The following is a 21,129-nucleotide window of genomic DNA, read 5'->3' as shown; positions in this document are numbered from 1 at the left end:
TCTGTCAGCCACAAGGATTCAATCTATTGAATGTGGAATTGCACGAGGAGGAGGCGATGTTCATGCATTATCAATTAGAAATGGTCACAAGAGAGACAGTCGTTATACGTTTGTTTGGGGAGCTCGATCATCATGCCGTTGAACAAATTCGAGCGAAAATTTCTGCAGCAATTTTTCAAGGCACTGTGACGACCATCATTTGGAACTTGGAAGGACTATCTTTCATGGATAGTTCGGGAGTTGGATTAGTGCTTGGTCGTATGCGTGAGTTAGAGGCAGTTGCTGGGCGAACTATATTATTGAATCCATCGCCAACAATGCGAAAAGTATTTCAATTTTCAGGTTTAGGACCGTGGATGATGGATGCAACAGAGGAACAAGCGATTGATCGCGTAAGGGGGATTGTAAATGGATAACGAAATGACATTAACTTTTTTGGCAATTAGTGAAAATGAAGCTTTAGCGCGTGTAGCTGTTACAGGCTTTATTGCTCAATTAGATCCAACTATTGATGAGCTATCAGAATTTAAAACAGTTGTCTCAGAAGCAGTTTCCAATGCTATTATTCATGGCTATGAAGAAGATGGTAAGGGTGTTGTGACAGTTCATGCTAAACGTGAGGATGATATTGTGACAGTATCTGTCATGGATAAAGGGATAGGAATTGAAGACGTTAGTCGAGCAATGGAACCATTATTTACAACAAAAAGTATGATGGAGCGTTCGGGTATGGGCTTCACGATTATGGATAGCTTCTCAGATCAGCTGACAGTTATATCAAAATGGCAAGAAGGAACAACTGTAACATTCACGAAGAAATTTTACACAGTTCGCACAGCGGTAATGTGAGGTTAAACCCGTGAAGCCGTTAGAACAGTCGTCCGATAAGCTATTGTCTCAGGAGGAAATGCGTGATTTAATTGCACGTGCACAGCAGGGCGATCATGAGGCTCGTAAACGAATGGTAGAAGGCAATACGAGACTTGTGTGGTCCATTGTTCAACGTTTTACAACGAGAGGTGTTGAGCTTGAGGATTTATTCCAGATTGGCTGCATAGGGCTCATGAAATCTGTGGATAAATTTGATTTAACCTATGATGTGAAATTTTCAACCTATGCTGTACCGATGATCATTGGAGAAATTCAGCGCTTTTTAAGGGATGATGGTATGGTGAAGGTGAGCCGCTCTATTCGTGAGCTCAATTTTAAAATCCGTCATGCTACAGATGAATTTATTAAAAAGAACGAACATCCACCAACCATTCAAGAGCTTGCTCAGGTGCTTGGTGTGACAACAGAGGAAATTGTTACAGCATCCGATGCATTGAGAGACCCTGCCTCTCTTCATGAGCAATTGTATGAGAGTGAGGGTGATTCCATTACACTAATGGATCAAATGAAGGATGAAAAATCGGAGCAACCCTTTGATTACATCCCATTAAAAGAAGTACTAACGAGACTTGAGCCAAGAGAGCAGTCTATCATATATCTTCGCTATTTTTCAGATTGCACGCAAACTGAAATTGCAAATAGATTAGGTATATCGCAGGTACAGGTTTCCCGATTAGAGAAAAAAATCCTTGCCCAGCTGAAAAGTTGGATGGCAACTAGTGCAACAGTGGAGCAGGAAGTAATAAAAAAAGACATCTAAGAAAATGGTGACAGCATGACAAATAAATTATTTAACAGCTTAGAAGAAGCCGAAGATTTTCTTATAGAACAATTTGGTGACGGCGAATCGTTTGACGTTGGTATTAAACACTTATTTGTCAAAGATTTGCCGGTCCTTTGTGCATATATTAGTGGGCTTGTAGATGGAGAAGCTTTAACACAGTTGCTGTCTAGCATGCTTCCAGATGAGGACATTGAAATTGATGTAGAGGATGAGAAGGAATATTTTGAGTCTTACTTTAATTTCCATGGACGTTCAGAAGAAACAGAGCGTAAAGCCTATTTACTAGCCATTTTAAGTGGACAAGTCACCTTTATTACTAAAAGTGGCTATTGCTATGTTGCAGAGCTTAGAAACTATCCAGGACGCTCTCCAGAAGAGCCAGATAATGAAAAAGTTATCCGTGGATCAAGGGATGGCTTTACAGAAGGGATTTCTCAAAACACAGCCTTAATACGTAGGCGAATTCGTAATAGTAATCTACGTTTCGAGCTACATAAAATATCCAAAATCGGTCAAACCGACGTGGCGATCGCGTTTATGAAGGATGTTGCCAATGAAGATATGCTCGAAAGTTTACGACAGCGTCTTGGACAAATAAATCATGATGGCTTGACGATGGCCGATAAATCATTAGAAGAATGGCTCTTTAAACAAAAGTTCCACCCAGTTCCATTTGTACGTTATACGGAGAGACCTGATATTGCTGCAGCTCATCTACTTGAAGGGCATATAGCTATATTAGTCGATACTTCTCCATCCGTTATTTTAGTACCTGTTACAGTGTTTCATTTATTGCAGCATGCAGAGGAATATCGTCAGGCACCCACAGTAGGGACGTTTGTACGTTTTATGCGATATTTTGGCTCTGTAATGGGTTTACTTTTATTGCCATTGTGGTATGTATTTGCAACGAATGAATCCCTACTTCCAGATGCCCTCTCCTTTTTAGGTACGGAGGAGAAATCGCATGTACCTTTATTACTACAAATTTTGATTGCAGATATTGGAATAGAATTTTTGAGGATGGCCGCCATTCATACTCCGTCACCATTGTCCACTGCGATGGGATTGGTTGCGGGGGTAATCATTGGTCAAATTGCGATTGATGTTGGATTATTCTCTTCAGAGGTGGTTCTCTATACAGCGGTGGCAGCCATTCTTATTTTCATTATTCCGTCCTATGAGCTTAGTATCTCCATTAAAATTTTTAGGTTACTGCTACTTCTGATGACGGGTCTCTGGGGTGTCAATGGGTTATTTATTGGTTTATTTTTATTGTTTACGTATTTATGTTCATTGCGACCAATGCAGGCACCTTATTTATGGCCGCTTGTTCCATTCTTTCCAACAGCAATGCTTCGCGTCATTATTCGCTTCCCAATGACAGCGGATGCACTAAGACCTTATGTAGTCGCTTCCAAACAGCGAAAAAGATCATAGGAGCCGTTGCACTCGTTTTTTTCATGTGATAAAGTTCACATATAGTATTTTGTGATTTTTGCAAAAATTATTTTCATTCAAGAAAAAGCAAGTACTATACATTTGTTTTTTTATATGTGAAGGAAATAGTTTTTTGATGGAATGGTTCTAATATAGTAAAGAACCCTTCCACTTTCAAACCGTAAAAATAACAAGATGGAACGATGTGAAAAGGGAGAGATGCACATGCATTTATATGGAACACAAGCGATTTCTGAAGATGGTCATTTAACAATTGGACAGGTAGACACATTAGAGCTAGCAAAAGAGTATGGTACACCACTTTTCGTGTATGATACTGCACTTATTCGTAAGCGTGCGCGCAGCTTTATCGATACGTTTAAAAAACTAGGTGTAAAAGCAGAAGTAGCTTATGCTTCAAAAGCATTTGCATGTGTAGCGGTGTATCAATTAGCAGCAGAAGAAAATTTATCATTGGATGTTGTATCTGGTGGAGAATTATTTACTGCCTTAAAGGCAGGTTTCCCTGCAGAGCGCATTCATTTTCATGGTAACAATAAAAGCATTGCTGAATTAGAGCTAGCTTTTGACTCCAAGATTGGATGTATTGTTGTAGATAATTTCTATGAAATACAGCTTTTAAAAGATATTTCGGAGCGCCGTCAGCAAAAAATGCGTATATTATTACGTGTTACACCAGGTGTTGAAGCACATACGCATGATTTCATCACGACAGGTCAAGCAGATTCAAAATTCGGCTTTGACTTAAACAATGGTCAAGCAGATGAAGCATTCCAACAAACATTTAACCATGAATTCCTAGAGCTACTTGGTTTACATTGCCATATTGGCTCACAAATTTTTGACACTGCCGGTTTTGGATTGGCTGGAGAAAAATTGATTGACAAAATTTCTGATTGGAACAAGACTCACGGATTTACATGTACTGTGTTAAACTTAGGTGGGGGCTTTGGTATTCGTTATACTGAAGAAGATGCACCGCTTGAACCACAAGTATATGTAGAGGATATGATTACAGTTGTCAAAAATAAAGCAACTGTTCTTGGACTGAAGATGCCGGAAATTTGGATTGAACCAGGTCGATCACTTGTAGGTGATGCAGGAACATCTCTTTATACAATCGGTTCACAAAAAATTGTGCCAGATGTGCGAAAATATATTGCTGTCGATGGAGGTATGAGCGATAATATCCGTCCCGCATTATACGACGCTAAGTATGAGGCAGTCATCGCAAGTAAGGCGAACGAGGCGAAAGATGAGCTCTATACAGTTGCTGGTAAATTATGTGAATCTGGCGATAAATTAATTATTGATGCTAAACTACAAGACGCTGCTTCAGGTGATGTGTTAGCCATCTTCTGTACAGGTGCGTATGGTTATTCGATGGCTAGTAACTATAATCGTGTGCCAAGACCTGCAGTTGTATTTGTAGAGGATGGACAGCATCAACTAGCTATTCGCCGCGAAAGTTATGAAGATATTGTGCAAAACGATCTCCCGCTAACTTTAAAAAAGGGTGAGTAAATTTGAGGAAAAATAAGTGGGTATTACTAGCGTCCATTACAACATTTATTTTATTATGGGGCGTAGTCTATTGGGTGTTGGCGTCGAAAGGTATTCTCGGACCTGGTTCGTAAGACAGAAATTGGCTTGCGGTAAAAGTACAAATCGTGTAGGATAGTCAAAGATTATGTACAGCTAGAAAAAGAGGGAATAGACAAATATGTTAATTCGATATAAAAAAGCTTTAGAGAAAATAGCAATGGGGCTACTTTCATTTATGCCTAACGAAAAAGACGTAAAAAAGCTTACAGAAACCATCCACTCCTATGAAAATGACGATAATTGGGTTTTATACTTATGGAAAAAGAATGATGAATATGTTGGCATTGTAGGGCTTGTTGTTGACGAGCATAATATAGCCACAATCCAGCACGTGTCGGTGATCCCTTCCTATAGGGGGGAGGGAGTAGCAACGGAGATGCTTCAAGAAGTGGCGGAACTTGGCCAATATGAAAGTGTGCGTGCTACAGATGAAACACGTAGTTTTGTTCGAAAATGTATTCATTGTATCGATGAAAAAGCAGACGATTAACAACGTCTGCTTTTTCTTTGTTTGCTTTCTTGTCGCTCTGCAAGAATATGTGAGCGATCTCGAAGCATATGTTTATGAAGAAGATAATTTGAGCTATTTGATGGCAAAAGCTTTATACGTGCTAGGGCTAAATCCAGCAAGTGAGGTGAGAGAGGAAGCTGGAAAGTTTGAAAGGACTTGCCCATTTCAATCGAAGTGATAGCTTTTGTTATTTGTGTTAGGAGTTCGAGATAATCAATTTCTTGGAAAAAAACATGCCCTTCATTTACTTGAAAGTTATGAAGTGCTTTTTCTAAAATTCGTTTAGCACCAGTATTGTTACCACGTCGCCAATGATAGAAACCTGTTGCCAGCTGCACATAGCCGACAAGCGGATGCATTTTATCACCAGGTGCAATTTCCTTCCAATATTCCTCTAGCACTTCATGGCATTCAAAAAAATCTTGATTGCCATTAAAATAGGCACAGTAATCTATAAATAAAGTATGATGCTGTGGATGCATTTTGGACTCCTTTCCACTATACTAAAAGAACATAGAATCTCAGGGTGGTAAAATAATGTCTTATGAAGTAAAATTAGAAGCCTTTTCAGGGCCTCTTGATTTATTATTGCATTTAATTCACAGATTGGAAATTGATATCTATGATATCCCAATGGCTGAAATTACACAACAATATATCGACCATATTCATGCAATGCAAGTACTAGAGTTAAATGAAGCAAGTGAATATTTAGTAATGGCAGCAACGTTACTGGCAATTAAAAGCCGCATGTTATTGCCAATTCACGAAGGAGAGATGGAGGACGCAGAATTAGAAGTGGACGGCCCTGACCCTCGTGAAGAACTGGTGCAACGCTTAATCGAATATAAAAAATACAAGGAAGCAGCTAGTAATTTGCAGGAGCTTGAAACAGATCGAGCACAGGTATTTACGAGGCCACCTGCTGATTTAACAGGATTAGCCTCAGAAGAACAGATGGCTTTATTTGATTTGAATGTGAATATCTATGATATGCTTGGAGCATTTCAAAAATTGATGCGTCGCAAAAAATTAAAGAAACCATTAAAAACAACTGTAGCAAGGCAGGAGCGATCAGTAAAAGATCAAATGCGCTCTGTTGTGGATTCTTTACGATTAACAGGTGGACGTGCATCATTTTTCGAGCTTTTTCCCTATGAAGATAAGCCAACACTTATTCTGACGTTTGTATCCCTACTTGAACTGATGAAACGTCAGGTCGTCATCGTAGAGCAAGATGGTAACTTTGAAGAATTAACGGTTACCTTACAGAAGGAGGAATGGGAAGATGACGAAAACTTTGATGTTACAGAGTAGAATTGAAGCCTTATTATTTGTTGTGGGAGATGATGGCTTAACGATTAAACAACTTTCACAACTCTTAGGAGAGCAGGAAGAGCTGATTCTGCAAACAATGAATACATTGAGAGAAACCTACGAAGAAGATTTAACAAGAGGAATCACGGTGAAAGAAATTGCAGGCGTTTATCAGCTCATTACAAAATCTGAGTTTGCCGATACGATTCAAAGATTAGTAGAAAATCCAACCGCACAATCCTTATCTCAAGCCTCCCTTGAAGTGTTAGCGATCGTGGCATACAAACAGCCCATTACACGTGTAGCAATAGAAGATTTGCGCGGTGTGAAGTGTGAACGACCAATCCAAACATTAGTTTCACGAGGATTAATTAAAGAGGTAGGACGGTCAGAAGGGACTGGACGTGCCATCTTATATGGAACAACAAAAGAATTTTTACATTATTTTGGCTTAAATAGTATAGAAGAAATGCCTCCTCTACCTGAAGAGGACCTTGCTGATACAGAACAAGAAACAGATTTATTTATGACGAAGTTCCAAGAGACTTTTAGCGGAGCAAAATAATGGTTAGGTATAATGCGTATCCTTCAACATAAATTTAAATCTATAATTTCCTATCACATTGAATAAGGAGTGGCTCGTTGCTTCGGTTATTTCGTTTAACACTGTTTATGATCATTGTGTTAATGGTAATGCTTCCTCAGACTAGCTTTGCAAGAGGAGGAAGCGGCTATGCTGTCTTGGATGGCGATACAGGTCGACTTTTAATTGGATCCAATAGCGATGAACGATTACCTATTGCTAGCCTCACAAAAATTTGGACAGCACTTGTGGCAATTGAAAATAGTGACTTGCAGGATGAAGTCGTTATATCCCCTAAGGCTGCTATGGCTGAGGGGAGCTCTATTTACCTACAGGCTGGTGAAACGGTGACAGTTGAAACGTTATTGTATGGCTTAATGCTACGTTCCGGCAATGATGCTGCAACAGCTTTAGCCGAACATGTAGGAGGGTCTGTAGAGGGTTTTGTCAAATTAATGAATGAAAGAGCTGTTATTGCAGGTCTTACCAATACCGTCTTTATGAATCCTTCTGGTCTTCATCATGATGAGCATTTATCGTCTGCAAGAGATACTGCTGAGATGTTAAGACTTGCGTTGCAAAATAAAACATTTGAGAAAATTGCTTCAACGGTACTTTATCGGGCAAATACAGTAAACGGAATGTTATGGGAAAATAAACACCGTCTATTAAGAGAAGGTTCAGGAATGGCAGCAGATATAGATGATGAGACAGAACAGCCTGTTAGTTCCTTAAAGTCAGCCACTGGTACTGCTTTCGCTGGAAAAACGGGCTTTACTAAGGTTGCTGGACGAACACTTGCAACGGCCTTTCAAAAGGACGGGCAAATCTGCGTTGTCGTCACATTAAATGAATCAGATGATTGGAATGTACATCGAGGCTTATCCAATAAAGTATGGCAAGATTATAGTCTTGAAACAGTAGTGAAAAAGGGTAAATACAATGTCAATAAAAAGTTGGCTATTCGTTTACAAGAGCCCGTTAGACTACAGTTAAATAAAGAGGAAAAAGAACAGGTGAGGCAAGTATTACATGTTTCAAGGAAACGCCAAGAAGCAGTCTTGTCTATCTTTATAGGAGAAGAACGGATTTATGCAACGCCAGTAAAAGTTGAATCAGCGGATCGTTAAAAACGATTTGCTGATTTTTTACATTATTTGATCAATTGATGTTAAATTTGGTAAAATGATAATGAATGTAAAATTCTTAATTTTCGAAAAAAGGGGTGAGGAAATTGAGGAAAGCTTCAATGGAAAGTAATGGTAGGCAAATTCAATTTGGGCTAATCATTATCTTATTCTTATCAAGTTTAATTGTGCCTGTCATTCTTCTATATCCAATTCAAGAGATACTATATCGACCTAATGAATTTTATTATTTTGCACCTTATTTTAATGCTTATATTATCTTTATGGTCTCTTTATTTGTCATGGCCCTCGTACTACTAATCAATTATTTGATCATACCTAAAACGAAAAAAAGAAAGAATATAAAACGTGGTCTAGTATCTACTTCCTTATTAATTGCCTTAGGTTTCATCGCATTAAGCTTTAATACTTATAAATGGATAGATTCAAGAGGTATTCATATGAATCCATTTTTTAGTTTAAAAGTAAATTTTGTCGAGTGGGAAGAAATAGTGAAAGTTGAGCAGGTTAATCTAGAAAAAAGTGGTGTGACAAAGCCTGATCATCTGGTTTTTACATTTCAAGATGGTTCCACAATTGAGGAACCTTTGGCAGGCAACATGGTACTGGCTAAAAACTATATAGCCAATGAGTTAAAGCAGCGTGGCCTAACAATTGAAAATGTATACAAATAAAAGCTGCCGAATGGTAGCTTTTTTTGTGTCAAAATAAACATTTTACAATCGATTCGCATGATTATCAAATGAGTATACTGCTAGTAAACAAAACAAAATCTCGGTTCAAATGTTAAGAAATTAACGAACGAGAAATTAGTCGGAATACTTAATTAAAAAATGTGAAATTTGTTTTTCTTTAATAATGTCTAAAAGTATGACATAATTTTCACAGATTAGCGGGAAAAATAACCCTATTCATTGGATCGAAATCGAATGATGACGAACGTGTCAATGTGAAAGAAAACTAGAGGTGAAAAAATGGAAAGATTACAAAAGGTCATTGCCTATGCAGGTGTTGCGTCAAGGCGCAAGGCAGAGCAATTGATTTTAGAAGGTAAAGTTAAAGTAAATGGTGTAGTGGTTCGTGAGTTAGGAACAAAGGTATCTAATTCCGATACAATTGAAGTAGAAGGTGTAAAACTAGAAAAAGAAGATAAGGTATATTTCTTACTTTACAAACCACGTGGAACAATTTCTGCAGTTACAGATGATAAAGGACGCAAAACTGTCACAGATTTATTTCATCATATTCCGCAACGTATTTTCCCAGTTGGTCGTCTTGATTATGATACATCTGGATTATTGCTATTGACAAATGATGGAGAATTTTCCTATATGTTGACACATCCGAAATTTAAAATTGACAAAACATATATCGCTCGTGTCAAAGGAGTGCCAACAATTGAAGGGCTTAAAAAGCTTCAACGAGGGATCAAATTAGAGGATGGAAAGACAGCACCTGCTAAGGTAAGTATGACATCTTTCGATGAAAAAGCGGGCAAAGCTATTTGTGAAATTACGATTCATGAAGGGCGCAATCGCCAAGTTCGTCGTATGTTTGAAGCGATTGGAACACCTGTTGTTAAATTAAAACGCGAACGCTTTGCTTTTTTAGATTTATTTGGTCTTGCTCCAGGAGAATACCGTGAATTATCAAAGCATGAAGTAAAGCAACTACGCGTGTTAGCAGAAACAGGAAAGCTTGATTAATGCAATTTTGCCAGAAGAAAGTGTGGATACCAATAGAGGTATTTGGATGTTTACACTTTCTTTGTGGTGAAATCGTTCATAAATCATTCATAATTAATAGCTAAGTGTTTTTGTATCATTTTGCTATAATAGGTGAGAATAGTACACCTAGTAGCAGTTTGTTCAAAAAAGCTGTAACACATTTAATCCGGTATTGTTGACGTCAATGTGAAAGAAGCTTTTACATATTTATAGACGTATAGAGAGTGAAAAAGTTCTATTTGTTTCTTCAATATGTAAAAGCAACGCAAGCCGTAATTGATAGGGGGTTTATTAACTTGGAGAAAAAGAAAAAACGTCTTGTACTGCGAACTGTCATTTTAGCTGTGTTAGCGTTGGCAATCGGGTACACAGTATATGGAACAGCAACAAAGGAAAAAGTAGAGTTAGTAGCAGTAGGCTCTGAGGCACCTGACTTCACGTTAGTAGATTTAAACGGTGAAAAACATAAATTGTCGGATTATAAAGGGCAAGGGGTATTTTTAAATTTCTGGGGAACTTGGTGTAAGCCTTGTGAGAAGGAAATGCCCGCAATGGACAATCAGTATCAAGAATTTAAAGATCACGGTGTACAAACATTAGCTGTCAATATTGCTCAAACAGATTTTGAAGTACAGAATTTTGTCGATCGATATGGGTTGTCATTTCCAGTAGTTATCGACAAAACAAAAAGTGTTATGACTGCTTATAATGTAGGACAATTACCTGCAACAGTGTTAATTGATCCAGAAGGCAAAGTGGCCAAAATTATTACAGGTGAAATGACGGAGAAAGATATTGCTTCGTACATGGAATTAGTGAAGCCAAATAAGGAGTAAATGACGATGGAAAAAATCATTTGTGCTTGTGGTCATAGTAATCCATACGGCACGAAGCTTTGTGAGAAATGTGGTCGTCCTTTAACCGAAGAAGAAAAACAAAATAAAGTTGTTGATATGCGCTATGATGGTATGGCCATTCGTTCCAAAACATATAACAAATCATTTGTTGATAAAATATGGAATTTCTTCTCAAGTGTTAAAGTTGGTATATCCTTAATTATTATCACATTAATTGCTGCTTCAGTCGGAACATTACTACCGCAAGAGTTTTACGTAAAAGCTTCTGATATGGAGAAGGGGGCTTATTACGCAGACGTATATGGTACATTCGGTAAAATCTATTATACGTTGGGGCTTTCGGATTTATATAGCTCATGGTGGTTCCAGATTTTAGTTGGTATGCTAGCAGTATCAATTATAGTGGCAAGTCTTGACCGAGGCATTCCACTTTATAAATCATTAAAGAATCAACGTGTTAAAAGACATGAAAGCTTTATGAAGCGTCAGCGCATTGTTGCAGAAGGACAAGTGTCAGCGAGTGCGGAGGAAACGCTTGATAAAGTGGCTCAAAAAATGACTGAGATGAAGTATTCTGTTCGTCGAGATGGTAGCGCTCTCTTAGCTGAAAAAGGACGCTTTTCTCGTTACGGTCCGTACATAAACCATGTAGGTCTCATCATTTTTTTAGGTGGGGTCATGCTACGTCTAGTTCCAGGCTTCTATGTTGATGAATCGATATGGGTGCGTGAAGGTGAAACACGAGCTATCACTGGAATGGAAGGCTATTTCATTGAAAACCGTGACTTTATTTTAGAAACACATGATAATACACCTCAAGGTGAGCAAGTTAAACAGGGTGTGAATGTAGTGGCTAAAAACTTCCAGACCGATATTACACTTTACAAGCAACCTGAAGACGCATTGCCTGGGGATACGGAAAATCTAGAAAAAGTAAAAGACTATTCTATTCGTGTAAACCATCCTTTGAAAGAAGATGGCTTTGCTCTTTACCAGATGGATTATCGTCTAAATGAATTAAAACAGATGAATTTTGAATTAATTAATAAGACGACAGAGAAATCATTAGGTAAGGTAGAGATTGATTTAACAAATCCTAAAAAAGAATATGATTTAGGGAATGGTTCATCCGTTCAAATTCTTGTCTATACACCTGATTTTGATGGATTTGAAAATGGAGAACCTCAGACTAAAACGTCTATTCCAAATAATCCTGCATTTTTATTTAAAATGACTACACCAGAAACTCCTGAAGGAGAAGTAAGCTTTGTTGAAATTATGCAGCCTCCTTTAGAACCACTGGGTGAAAATAAATACAGAATGAAATTTGCTAGTGCAGAGATGCGTGATATGTCAGGTATTACGGTGCGAAAAGATAGTACCATCCCTATTCTGTTTGTTGGTGGGGTCATCTTTATGATCGGTGTTGCCATTGGCTCTTACTGGAATCATCGTCGTTTATGGCTTCAAGTGGAACCAGACGGCCGTGTGTTAATGGCTGCCCATGTCAACAAAAATATGTTCAGCATGAAAAAGGATTTAGATGCTGTTACAACATTTGCTGCATTGCCTCCGTATAAAGATCAGTTAGAGAAAGATGAGGCTGGCGAAGAGTCCACTACTGGTGGCATTAAAGAAAAGGAAGGTGACAACACCTTATGAGTTTGATTGACTTAAGTGGAAACTTACTATTTGTAGCGTTTATTGCTTATCTAGTTGCGACATTATTATTTGGTGGTTCAATTAAGCAAGGTAATGCTACTGGTAAAAATACTGGCAAATGGGGCAAGCTTGCCATTGTGGTTACTATTATTGGTTTCCTATCACAGCTTGGCTATTTTATTACGCGTTGGATTTATACAGGACATGCGCCAGTAAGTAATATGTTCGAATTTACAACTGCCTTTGGTATGTTCATTGTCGGCGCGTTTATCTTAATTTATTTTATTTATCGTTTGACTGCACTTGGATTAGTGGCACTGCCTGTTGCACTTTTGATTATTGCTTATGCAGCAATGTTCCCGAAAGAAGTAAGTCCATTAGTGCCTTCATTACAAAGTCATTGGTTAACAATTCACGTTATTACAGCAGCATTAGGGCAATCTATTTTAGCCATTAGTGCTGTGGCAGGACTTATTTACTTATTAAAAGTAGTAGATTTAACAAAGCCCTCTAAACAACGTTTTTGGTTAGAAGCCGTTATGTACTGTCTTGTAGTAGTTGTTGGATTTGTCGCGGTAACATCTACATTTAGTGCTATGGATTATGAGTCTAGCTATAATTATGTGGATAAAGAAGGTACTACTCGTAAAATTATTTACAATTTACCTCCAGTATTCGGTATGAATGAATATGAAGTGATAGAAGAACATGGCATGTCGCCATTAGTAGAAATGCCAGCGTTAATTAATGCTAAAAAATTAACAACCGTTGTTTGGTCATTATTGGTAGGATCTGTGTTGTATTTATTAATTCGTTTAATTGCTCGCCGTCGAATTAGTGCCATTTTCCAACCACTTGTTAAACGTGTCAATTTACAATTACTTGATGAAATTGGTTATCGTTCAGTGCTGATTGGTTTCCCTGTATTCTCCCTTGGTGCTTTAATCTTTGCGATGATTTGGGCACAAATTGCTTGGAGTCGTTTCTGGGGTTGGGATCCAAAAGAAGTATGGGCTCTTATTACATGGTTATTCTATGCAGCATTCCTGCATTTACGTCTATCAAAAGGCTGGGAAGGTCGAAAATCTGCTTGGTTAGCACTAATTGGTTTTGGGATTATTTTATTCAACCTAATTGCTGTTAACTTAATTCTTGCAGGTTTACACTCCTACGCGTAACCTGTGAAGCAACAAGCCTTTTCGCTGTAGCGAAGAGGCTTTCTTTTCTTTTCAATATGTGTCACACCATGTACAATAGAAGTTAGAGAAAGATGGAAGAGAGGGATCGTGAAAGTGTCAGAAAATATTTCAGTATTAGTAGTAGATGACGAGGATCGTATTCGCCGCTTATTAAAAATGTATCTTGAGCGAGAAGGATACCTTGTTGACGAGGCCGAAAATGGAGAACAAGCGATCGAGAAATCTTTAGAAAAAGAGTATCACTGTATTTTACTTGATATTATGATGCCTGAAAAAGATGGGCTAGAAGTGTGTGCAGAAATTCGAGAGCGCGCAGCAACACCAATTATTTTATTAACTGCCAAAGGCGAAGAAGCGAACCGTGTACAAGGCTTTGAGCTTGGTGCAGATGACTATATCGTAAAACCATTTAGTCCTCGTGAGGTTGTGTTACGTGTGAAGGCTATTTTACGTCGTTCACAGGCTTTCTCACCAACGACTAATGCATCTTCTTCAAAAGATTTAGTGGTGTTCCAACACTTAATGATTGACCATGATGCACATCGTGTGACTGCAGAAGGCATTGAGGTTAATTTAACACCGAAAGAGTATGAATTGCTGTACTTTTTAGCGAAATCGCCAGACAAAGTATTTGACCGTGAACAACTACTAAAAGAGGTATGGCATTATGACTTCTTTGGTGATTTACGCACAGTAGACACACATGTAAAACGTTTACGTGAAAAGCTCAACCGAGTTTCTGAAAACGCTGCTAAAATGATTGTGACGGTTTGGGGCGTTGGATACAAATTTGAGGTTGTCAATGAATAGAATATGGAATAGTGTTGTCGGGAAGCTATGGGTAACCATATTGCTTCTCGTTTCATTTGTATTATTTGTTTTCACGGTATTAATGCTTGAATTTCTTCAAAATTACCATATGCAGCAAGCAGAAATTTCATTGCGACAAACAGCAGCAACGGTAGCAAGTATAGTAGATGACAATGAAACAGCCGAATCTACCTCTGAATTATTAAAAGATATTTTACCTACAGGAACCAATGCATTGATCGCTATCAGTCATGTTGAAGTGTCCTTTGCGATGCAAGAGGGTGTCAACAAAAAAGAAATACAAGATACTATATTAGCCAATAAATCTTTTCATGAAGTGTTTCAATCAGATGAGCCGATTATTAAAGAAATGATGATGCCTTCTTCAACTGATCAAGAAAAGATGGAATCTTATGTCGTACTTGGTTTTCCCCTAAATGTTGAAAATGCAGTACATGGAGCTGTCTTCATCTACCAAAGCCCAGATGCGCTACATAAAACGTCTAAGGAAACTACGAAAATTGTCTTTTTAGCAGCCTTCATAGCATTTGTGTTGACGACATTCTTCGCATTCTTCCTTTCTTCACGTATAACTTCGCCATTAAGAAAAATGCGTGAATTAGCTTTTGAAATTGCAAAAGGGAATTTTGAAGCGAAAATGCCTACTACCCAAAATGACGAAATTGGTCAGCTTGCCGTTGCCTTCAACCAAATGGGCCGTCAATTAAAGCATAATTTAGAGGTTATCAATCAAGAAAACGAACAGCTTTCTAATATTTTGACATCTATGACAGATGCAGTGATTACGTTTAATAGAGATCGTACAATATTATTAAGTAATCCACCAGCCGAACGTCTGATGCAAAAATGGTTTGTCAACAAAGGCTCCCAAAGTGCTAAACCAATTCCACCTGAGCTGTATCATATGCTTGATCATGCACTGATGTTTGAGGATAAACTAGAAGAGGAAATTGAAATGGATGGCAGCTATTATACATTTACCATTAGTCCTCTTTATAGTGGGGAAATGATACGTGGTGCTGTCGCTGTTATTCGTGATATGACTGAACAGCATCGCTTAGAAAAACTAAGATCGGATTTTATTGCGAATGTCTCTCATGAGCTTCGGACACCGATTGCCATGCTTCAAGGTTACTCAGAAGCATTAATGGATGACGATTTTATTCAGGATCAGGAAGAGCGAAATGAGATTACCAAAATTATTTATGATGAATCGAAGCGAATGGGTCGCCTTGTGACAGATTTATTAGATTTGGCACGTATGGAATCAGGGCATATGACTCTTTATAAAGATGAATTACCAATTAATTCTACTTTTGAACGTATTACACAAAAATTTGCACAGGTAGCAAAAGAAAAGCACGTTCGTCTGCTGTTTGAGAGTGAATTTAATGACGAGGCCATGATTAATATAGATGAGGATCGCATTGAACAAGTGCTTACAAATTTAGTTGACAATGCCCTGAGACATACAGATGAAGGGTCTGTGACTGTAAAAGTAGAGCAGGAGCCGACATTTGCTAAAATATCTGTTCAAGATACAGGACATGGCATTCCTCAAGAGGACTTACCCTATGTCTTTGAACGTTTTTATAAAGCAGATAAGGCACGTACTCGTTCCAAGGGTGGAACTGGTCTCGGCTTAGCCATTGCTAGAAATATTGTGAAGGCACACTCAGGTAATATTATGGTAGACAGTGTGTTGAAAGAGGGTACGACCTTCACGTTTTATTTACCGTTCGATTAATAACAAGTATTGCTATTAATTGGCTGTAACTTCTATGAATGTAAGACGACAAATATTATAGAACGGGGGTGGAGTGCTTTGAATGACTCCGTGTTCCATCGACTATACGATGCATATCACCAAGACGTGTTTCAGTTTTTAATATATTTAGTAAAAAACCGTACACTTGCCGAAGATTTAGCACATGAAGTTTATGTACGAGTGTTGCGCTCATACGATCAATTTGCAGGCAATAGTAGTGAGAAAACTTGGCTATTTGCTATTGCTAAAAATGTAGCAATTGATCATTTTAGAAAGCAAGCTGTACGTCAAAAGCATTCACATGATTTCTTTGACTGGGAAACGGAACAGCTCCATTCAACCACGCCATCACCGGAAGATATGCTACAGGCCAGTGATGAATTTATGCAGGTAGAATCAGCACTTGAAAACTGTACAGGAGACCAAAAAATGGTCATTATTATGCGCTATTTTCAAGATTTATCGATTGCAGAAACAGCGCAAATACTAGATTGGACAGAAGCTAAGGTAAAAACGACCCAGCATCGAGCCATTAAATTTTTAAGGCAACAGCTACAGCCGATTAGAGAACAGGAGGCGAAACGGCAATGACGCATAAGCCATTTGATGATGAACAGCTTGAACATGTCTTGAACAATGCCCCTAAGCTTTCTGACCGCCGTTCAAAAGAAGAAATATTAAATCGGTTAATGGCAGATGCTCGCTTGCAGGATAATAGTCACCTACAAGAAGCGATACAACAACCTATAGAGAATGAAGAAGCACAACAAGAAAGTAAATCTTTAATACAAGATGAACGACCATCACGATTTAAGTTCCGAAAAATGCCGATTTTTACGAGTGTAGCAGCAGTTTTCGCGATAACGGTACTCGTTGGCTTCATGTTCATGAATAATGACGCTAGCCAAAAAGATCTAGCTAGTACGCCAGAAACGGCTAATTACTCTACGTTACAGGAAGATCGTTCTGCTAAAGAGGCAGCTACCCAGGATGAGGCACTTCAATCCAGTATTGTATCGGAGCATGAGCGTATGTTATCTTTACGGTCGTCTGTCTATGAGGAAGATGTGAAAGATGCTGTCGTTTTCCGTATTGGTTTGGCAGGACGCGATGCAGAAAGTGTTCCAATGACATATGTGATACCAAATGAGCGTGTAGCAACTGATTTTGGAACTGAAAAGCCTTCTACCCTACAGATGTATGAAAAATATGCTCCTCAAATAGATGAAGAAGCCAAAGGGTTTACGGATTATCATCCTTTTAAAGGTGAACTGAAGGAGAAGGAAGACAAGCTTGTCCACGTATTACCAAAGGACAATGACTATGATGTTGCATCAGCTACCGTTAATGAGTACAAAGGGACTTTAGAGGATACCTTCTCGGATTCTGAATATACGGAAGTTGAGATTCAAAATGAAGATGGCACACCTTATGAGTTTTCTCAGGAGGGTGAGCCAAGTCAAGCTATGTCATTAACAAACGCCAAGCATTTTAATTATTATTTATACCAAGATGGTAGTGGGGCAGAATATCTGTCACCAGATTTCCGTCAAACATTTGCTAATGTTACAGAGGCACTTACACTAATGAAAAACAAAAATGATGATGTTTATGTAACAGTGGTTCCTGAAAATGTAACATATACCGTGAAAGAGGAAGCAGAAGGTGTAGTCGTAACATTCGATATTCCCTTAGATTTAGCATCGATGGAGCCAATTCGCGCTACCCAATTGATTGAAGCTATGATGTTAACTGCTGCTAGCTTTGACCAACAATTACGCTTGGATAATGTGGTCCAAGAAAGCTGGGAAGGATTCGATTTAAAAACGTATTTGCCAAAGCCTGTGGGGCCAAATAAACAATATATGCCTTAGTCAAAATCAAAAATGGAGCATTCCTGTAACATGGAATGCTCCATTTTTACAATACTTACAAATCTAATCGGAATTTTTTAAGCAGAACTATTTACTTTTTCTTAATAATTAATTATAGTAAGGTTGTAGTATAAAATAATATGATTCATCTTCGGGGCAGGGTGAAAATCCCGACCGGCGGTAATAGAGTGGTGAACCGTTAATGTTTCCATTAACTCGAATGGTTTATGCTTCGCTCTTCAGCCCGCGACCTGTGCAAATTTATTTGCATGGCTGACTTGGTGTGATTCCGAGGCCGACAGTTAAAGTCTGGATGGGAGAAGATGGAGGTACGATCGTCATTCATTGTTATGAAATAAACTATGACCGAGCGCTTTTTTTGTATGGCTTTTTAAACAGTGCTCAAAAATAGTTTAAATTGACGCCTATTCGTCATGCCTTTCTCCCTTGTGCTCTTTATGCATAAGGGTTTTTTTCGTGCTAACAATTGAAAGATCGTCACCTTTCTTCTTGCGAGATTGAATCAGCAAAGAGGAGAGAGTTTTCTATGAAGAAAAATGTTAAACTTCAATCGTTTATTACGATTGGCATGCTGAGCAGTATTTCGTTTTTATTAATGCTTTTTAATTTCCCAATTCCACCATTCCCAGCATTCTTGGAAGTCGACTTTAGTGATATGCCTGCATTAATAGCAGCCATCACAATGGGGCCTGTAGCTGGTATTTTAGTAGAATTATTTAAAAATGTATTGGATTGGATTTTCTCTGGAACGCCAACAGGTGTGCCAGTAGGTCATATTGCCAACTTTGCAACAGGTATTTTATTTATTTTGCCTGTAAGCCTTATTTTTAATCGCTTTAAAACAATTGCTGGTCTTGTTGGAGGTTTAGCGACTGGAACAGTCGTAATGGCAGTAGGGATGAGTATTTTAAACTACGCAGTATTTTTACCGATGTACACATACTTCTTAGGAATGGAACCTGTTGTAGGTGACTCACTTTATAAAATGATTATCGCTGGGATTTTACCATTTAACATTGTGAAAGGTATTTTATTAACGGCTATTATGGCGTTTTTATTTACAACTATGCGCAAGTGGATCGACCGCCAGCGTTCTATCTATATAACAAAATAATTTTTACTAACCTCGGGTGAACATACCTGAGGTTTTTTGTTGGAAGGAATGATGGATAGGGAAAGGTGTGAAGAATAGAAAGGCAAAACTAACGGATAAATATAGAAAAAAGTAATGGGGTAAAAAAGCTAACTAGTACTTTATAATTATAACCTAGTCGAAAGCTATATTTTCATGTAAAATAGAGAAGAGTTTAGAATGTTTGAGGAGTTTGAAGAGATGAGTGGAAAAAAAGGACAATGGTCTAGTAAATTAGGTTTTATTTTAGCATCAGCTGGTGCGGCGATCGGACTAGGGGCAATTTGGAAACTTCCCTATGTAACAGGACAAAGTGGTGGAGGAGCATTTTTCCTTATCTTTGTGTTATTTACCTTGTTAATAGGACTACCGATGTTATTGTCCGAGTATGTTTTAGGACGTGGTACACAATCCGAGGCTGTAACAGCGTATAAAAAAATTGCTCCAACTAAGCCAGGCTGGGCTTGGATTGGTCGAATGGGCGTGCTAGGCTGTTTTTTATTATTAACTTTTTATAGCGTAGTTGGAGGTTGGATCTTTATTTATAGCGGGCTAGGTGTAGCTGGCGCGGTAATTGATCCAGCAGTAGATCCAACTGAATTATTTGGAAAAATTATAGGCACGCCTTGGATTACGCTAGTTGGTCTAGTGTTGTTTACATTAGCCAACGTACTTGTGATTTCATTAGGTGTACAAAATGGGATTGAAAAGGCCAATAAATGGATGATGCCGTTACTTTTCATAATGTTCATTGTCCTTGTTGTGCGTGCAGTTACATTAGATGGGGCAATGGAAGGGGTAAAATTCTTCTTATGGCCTGATTTCTCGAATATTACGGGTAAGGCATTATTAGAAGCCCTAGGGCAATCGTTCTTTGGGTTAGCAGTAGGCTTTTCTTGTTTAGTTACATATAGCTCTTATCTAAAAAAAGATGTCAGTCTTCCGAATTCAGCGGGTTCTGTAGTGCTGTTAACTGTGCTTGTTTCATTTTTAGCAGGTTTAGCGATTTTCCCTGTTGTGTTCGCCTTTGATTTAGAGCCAGCAGCGGGTCCAGGTTTGCTATTTATGGTGCTACCAACAGCATTTAGTCAAATGCCATTTGGTGAAGTGTTTTTAGCCATGTTTTTATTGCTATTTTTATTTGCTACATTAACGTCATCATTTAGTTTATATGAGATTATCGTCGCGGCATTTATGGAGCATAGTCAGAAATCCCGTCCAATGTGGACACTTTTACTTGGTATAGTCGTATTTATTGCAGCTATTCCAGCAGCACTTTCTTCGAGTGTTTTATCGGATATAATGATTTTTGAGAAAAGTATCTTTGATGCAACCGATTTTTTAGTGTCGAATATCATGCTTCCGCTAGGGAATTTATTCATTGCTATTTTTATTGCCTATGTAGTGGATAAAGATTTTGTGAAGAGAGAATTGCTAACGGGTAGTCAAATGGGACAAGGCTATTATTCGACATATCGTATGTTAATGCTAGTTGTTGTACCGATTATCATTCTAGTTGTGTTTGTTAATATGCTACTGCAGTATTAAAGAAAAGGTATATTCTGCCATAGGAAAAATACCTTCTCTTAGTGTTAAAAACATAACAGCCAATAGAAAGGTAGAAATGGATTTCTATTGAAGGCTACTTGCTTTCCTGTGGGCGAGTGCTAGCAGCTTCCTCCGTGTAGGGGCTCACCTGTCTCGTTAACCCACGGGAGTCAAGAAGCCTTCCACACCAACCCAAAAAATCTCAATCTT

General features: G+C 38.3%; 21 protein-coding genes and 1 riboswitch. Of the genes, 20 read left to right on the top strand and 1 reads right to left on the bottom strand.

From position 1 onward, the window contains the following. Window positions 1-62 precede the first annotated feature (62 nt). From spoIIAA to AAJG31_RS07410, 6 genes are all read left to right on the top strand, one after another. Complete coding sequence (spoIIAA, locus tag AAJG31_RS07435) at window positions 63-416, top strand: anti-sigma F factor antagonist (protein WP_004232181.1); 354 nt, start codon at window positions 63-65, stop codon at window positions 414-416. Further along, window positions 409-849: an anti-sigma F factor gene (spoIIAB, locus tag AAJG31_RS07430; RefSeq protein ID WP_048391296.1), complete on the top strand. Its 441-nt coding sequence runs from the start codon at window positions 409-411 to the stop codon at window positions 847-849. Before spoIIAA ends, spoIIAB begins: the two co-directional genes overlap by 8 nt. A 10-nt stretch (window positions 850-859) precedes the next feature. Next, window positions 860-1,651, top strand: coding sequence for an RNA polymerase sporulation sigma factor SigF (gene sigF, locus AAJG31_RS07425; RefSeq protein ID WP_009370709.1), 792 nt, complete (start codon window positions 860-862; stop codon window positions 1,649-1,651). A 15-nt stretch (window positions 1,652-1,666) separates the two neighbouring features. Then, the gene (locus AAJG31_RS07420; RefSeq protein WP_004232186.1) at window positions 1,667-3,115 is read left to right on the top strand and encodes a spore germination protein; all 1,449 of its coding nucleotides are present in this window, start codon (window positions 1,667-1,669) and stop codon (window positions 3,113-3,115) included. A 225-nt stretch (window positions 3,116-3,340) separates the two neighbouring features. Continuing rightward, window positions 3,341-4,660: a diaminopimelate decarboxylase gene (gene lysA, locus AAJG31_RS07415; protein ID WP_259950933.1), complete on the top strand. Its 1,320-nt coding sequence runs from the start codon at window positions 3,341-3,343 to the stop codon at window positions 4,658-4,660. A 199-nt stretch (window positions 4,661-4,859) separates the two neighbouring features. Further along, window positions 4,860-5,231 carry a GNAT family N-acetyltransferase gene (locus tag AAJG31_RS07410; RefSeq protein ID WP_259950934.1) on the top strand — a complete coding sequence of 124 codons (372 nt, stop codon included), beginning with the start codon at window positions 4,860-4,862 and terminating at the stop codon, window positions 5,229-5,231. Here AAJG31_RS07410 and AAJG31_RS07405 read toward each other — a convergent pair. Continuing rightward, window positions 5,228-5,734, bottom strand: coding sequence for a DUF309 domain-containing protein (locus tag AAJG31_RS07405; protein WP_004232196.1), 507 nt, complete (start codon window positions 5,732-5,734; stop codon window positions 5,228-5,230). The two genes, AAJG31_RS07410 and AAJG31_RS07405, sit on opposite strands and share 4 nt — an antisense overlap. Before the next feature lie 55 nt (window positions 5,735-5,789). On the opposite strand from AAJG31_RS07405, the gene AAJG31_RS07400 reads away from it, so the two are divergent. From AAJG31_RS07400 to AAJG31_RS07335, 14 genes are all read left to right on the top strand, one after another. Next, window positions 5,790-6,569, top strand: a complete 780-nt coding sequence (locus tag AAJG31_RS07400) for a segregation/condensation protein A (RefSeq protein WP_066036605.1) — start codon at window positions 5,790-5,792, stop codon at window positions 6,567-6,569. Further along, window positions 6,541-7,134: an SMC-Scp complex subunit ScpB gene (scpB, locus tag AAJG31_RS07395; RefSeq protein ID WP_048391293.1), complete on the top strand. Its 594-nt coding sequence runs from the start codon at window positions 6,541-6,543 to the stop codon at window positions 7,132-7,134. Before AAJG31_RS07400 ends, scpB begins: the two co-directional genes overlap by 29 nt. 77 nt (window positions 7,135-7,211) lie before the next feature. Continuing rightward, window positions 7,212-8,282, top strand: coding sequence for a serine hydrolase (locus AAJG31_RS07390; protein WP_054550607.1), 1,071 nt, complete (start codon window positions 7,212-7,214; stop codon window positions 8,280-8,282). A gap of 104 nt (window positions 8,283-8,386) precedes the next feature. Then, entirely contained in the window at window positions 8,387-8,974 is a 588-nt protein-coding gene (locus tag AAJG31_RS07385; protein ID WP_233436311.1) for an alkaline shock response membrane anchor protein AmaP, read from the top strand. A gap of 300 nt (window positions 8,975-9,274) precedes the next feature. Beyond that, window positions 9,275-10,006: a pseudouridine synthase gene (locus tag AAJG31_RS07380; RefSeq protein ID WP_004232209.1), complete on the top strand. Its 732-nt coding sequence runs from the start codon at window positions 9,275-9,277 to the stop codon at window positions 10,004-10,006. Between the two features lie 317 nt (window positions 10,007-10,323). Further along, the gene (gene resA, locus AAJG31_RS07375) at window positions 10,324-10,863 is read left to right on the top strand and encodes a thiol-disulfide oxidoreductase ResA (RefSeq protein ID WP_004232210.1); all 540 of its coding nucleotides are present in this window, start codon (window positions 10,324-10,326) and stop codon (window positions 10,861-10,863) included. A 6-nt stretch (window positions 10,864-10,869) separates the two neighbouring features. Continuing rightward, entirely contained in the window at window positions 10,870-12,546 is a 1,677-nt protein-coding gene (locus AAJG31_RS07370; protein ID WP_054550608.1) for a cytochrome c biogenesis protein ResB, read from the top strand. Further along, window positions 12,543-13,724 carry a c-type cytochrome biogenesis protein CcsB gene (gene ccsB / locus AAJG31_RS07365; RefSeq protein WP_048391290.1) on the top strand — a complete coding sequence of 394 codons (1,182 nt, stop codon included), beginning with the start codon at window positions 12,543-12,545 and terminating at the stop codon, window positions 13,722-13,724. The genes AAJG31_RS07370 and ccsB overlap by 4 nt, the downstream gene beginning before the upstream one ends. 114 nt (window positions 13,725-13,838) lie before the next feature. Beyond that, window positions 13,839-14,555: a response regulator transcription factor gene (locus AAJG31_RS07360; protein ID WP_004232215.1), complete on the top strand. Its 717-nt coding sequence runs from the start codon at window positions 13,839-13,841 to the stop codon at window positions 14,553-14,555. Then, window positions 14,548-16,323: an ATP-binding protein gene (locus AAJG31_RS07355; RefSeq protein ID WP_066036607.1), complete on the top strand. Its 1,776-nt coding sequence runs from the start codon at window positions 14,548-14,550 to the stop codon at window positions 16,321-16,323. Before AAJG31_RS07360 ends, AAJG31_RS07355 begins: the two co-directional genes overlap by 8 nt. Before the next feature lie 78 nt (window positions 16,324-16,401). Continuing rightward, window positions 16,402-16,935 carry an RNA polymerase sigma factor SigX gene (gene sigX, locus AAJG31_RS07350; protein ID WP_009370717.1) on the top strand — a complete coding sequence of 178 codons (534 nt, stop codon included), beginning with the start codon at window positions 16,402-16,404 and terminating at the stop codon, window positions 16,933-16,935. Further along, complete coding sequence (locus AAJG31_RS07345) at window positions 16,932-18,218, top strand: RNA polymerase subunit sigma (RefSeq protein ID WP_257961741.1); 1,287 nt, start codon at window positions 16,932-16,934, stop codon at window positions 18,216-18,218. The genes sigX and AAJG31_RS07345 overlap by 4 nt, the downstream gene beginning before the upstream one ends. A 143-nt stretch (window positions 18,219-18,361) precedes the next feature. Next, window positions 18,362-18,547, top strand: a riboswitch (FMN riboswitch). Window positions 18,548-18,765: 218 nt separating this feature from the next. Continuing rightward, entirely contained in the window at window positions 18,766-19,353 is a 588-nt protein-coding gene (locus AAJG31_RS07340) for an ECF transporter S component (protein ID WP_036080135.1), read from the top strand. 219 nt (window positions 19,354-19,572) lie between these two features. Beyond that, complete coding sequence (locus AAJG31_RS07335) at window positions 19,573-20,919, top strand: sodium-dependent transporter (RefSeq protein ID WP_066036662.1); 1,347 nt, start codon at window positions 19,573-19,575, stop codon at window positions 20,917-20,919. The last annotated feature ends 210 nt before the right edge of the window (window positions 20,920-21,129 follow it).

It is taken from the genome of Lysinibacillus sp. BS3 (genome assembly GCF_039614735.1).
GTDB lineage: Bacteria > Bacillota > Bacilli > Bacillales_A > Planococcaceae > Lysinibacillus > Lysinibacillus capsici.
Note: the sequence above shows the minus strand (reverse complement) of the source record. Positions and strands in the feature narration are given on the sequence as shown.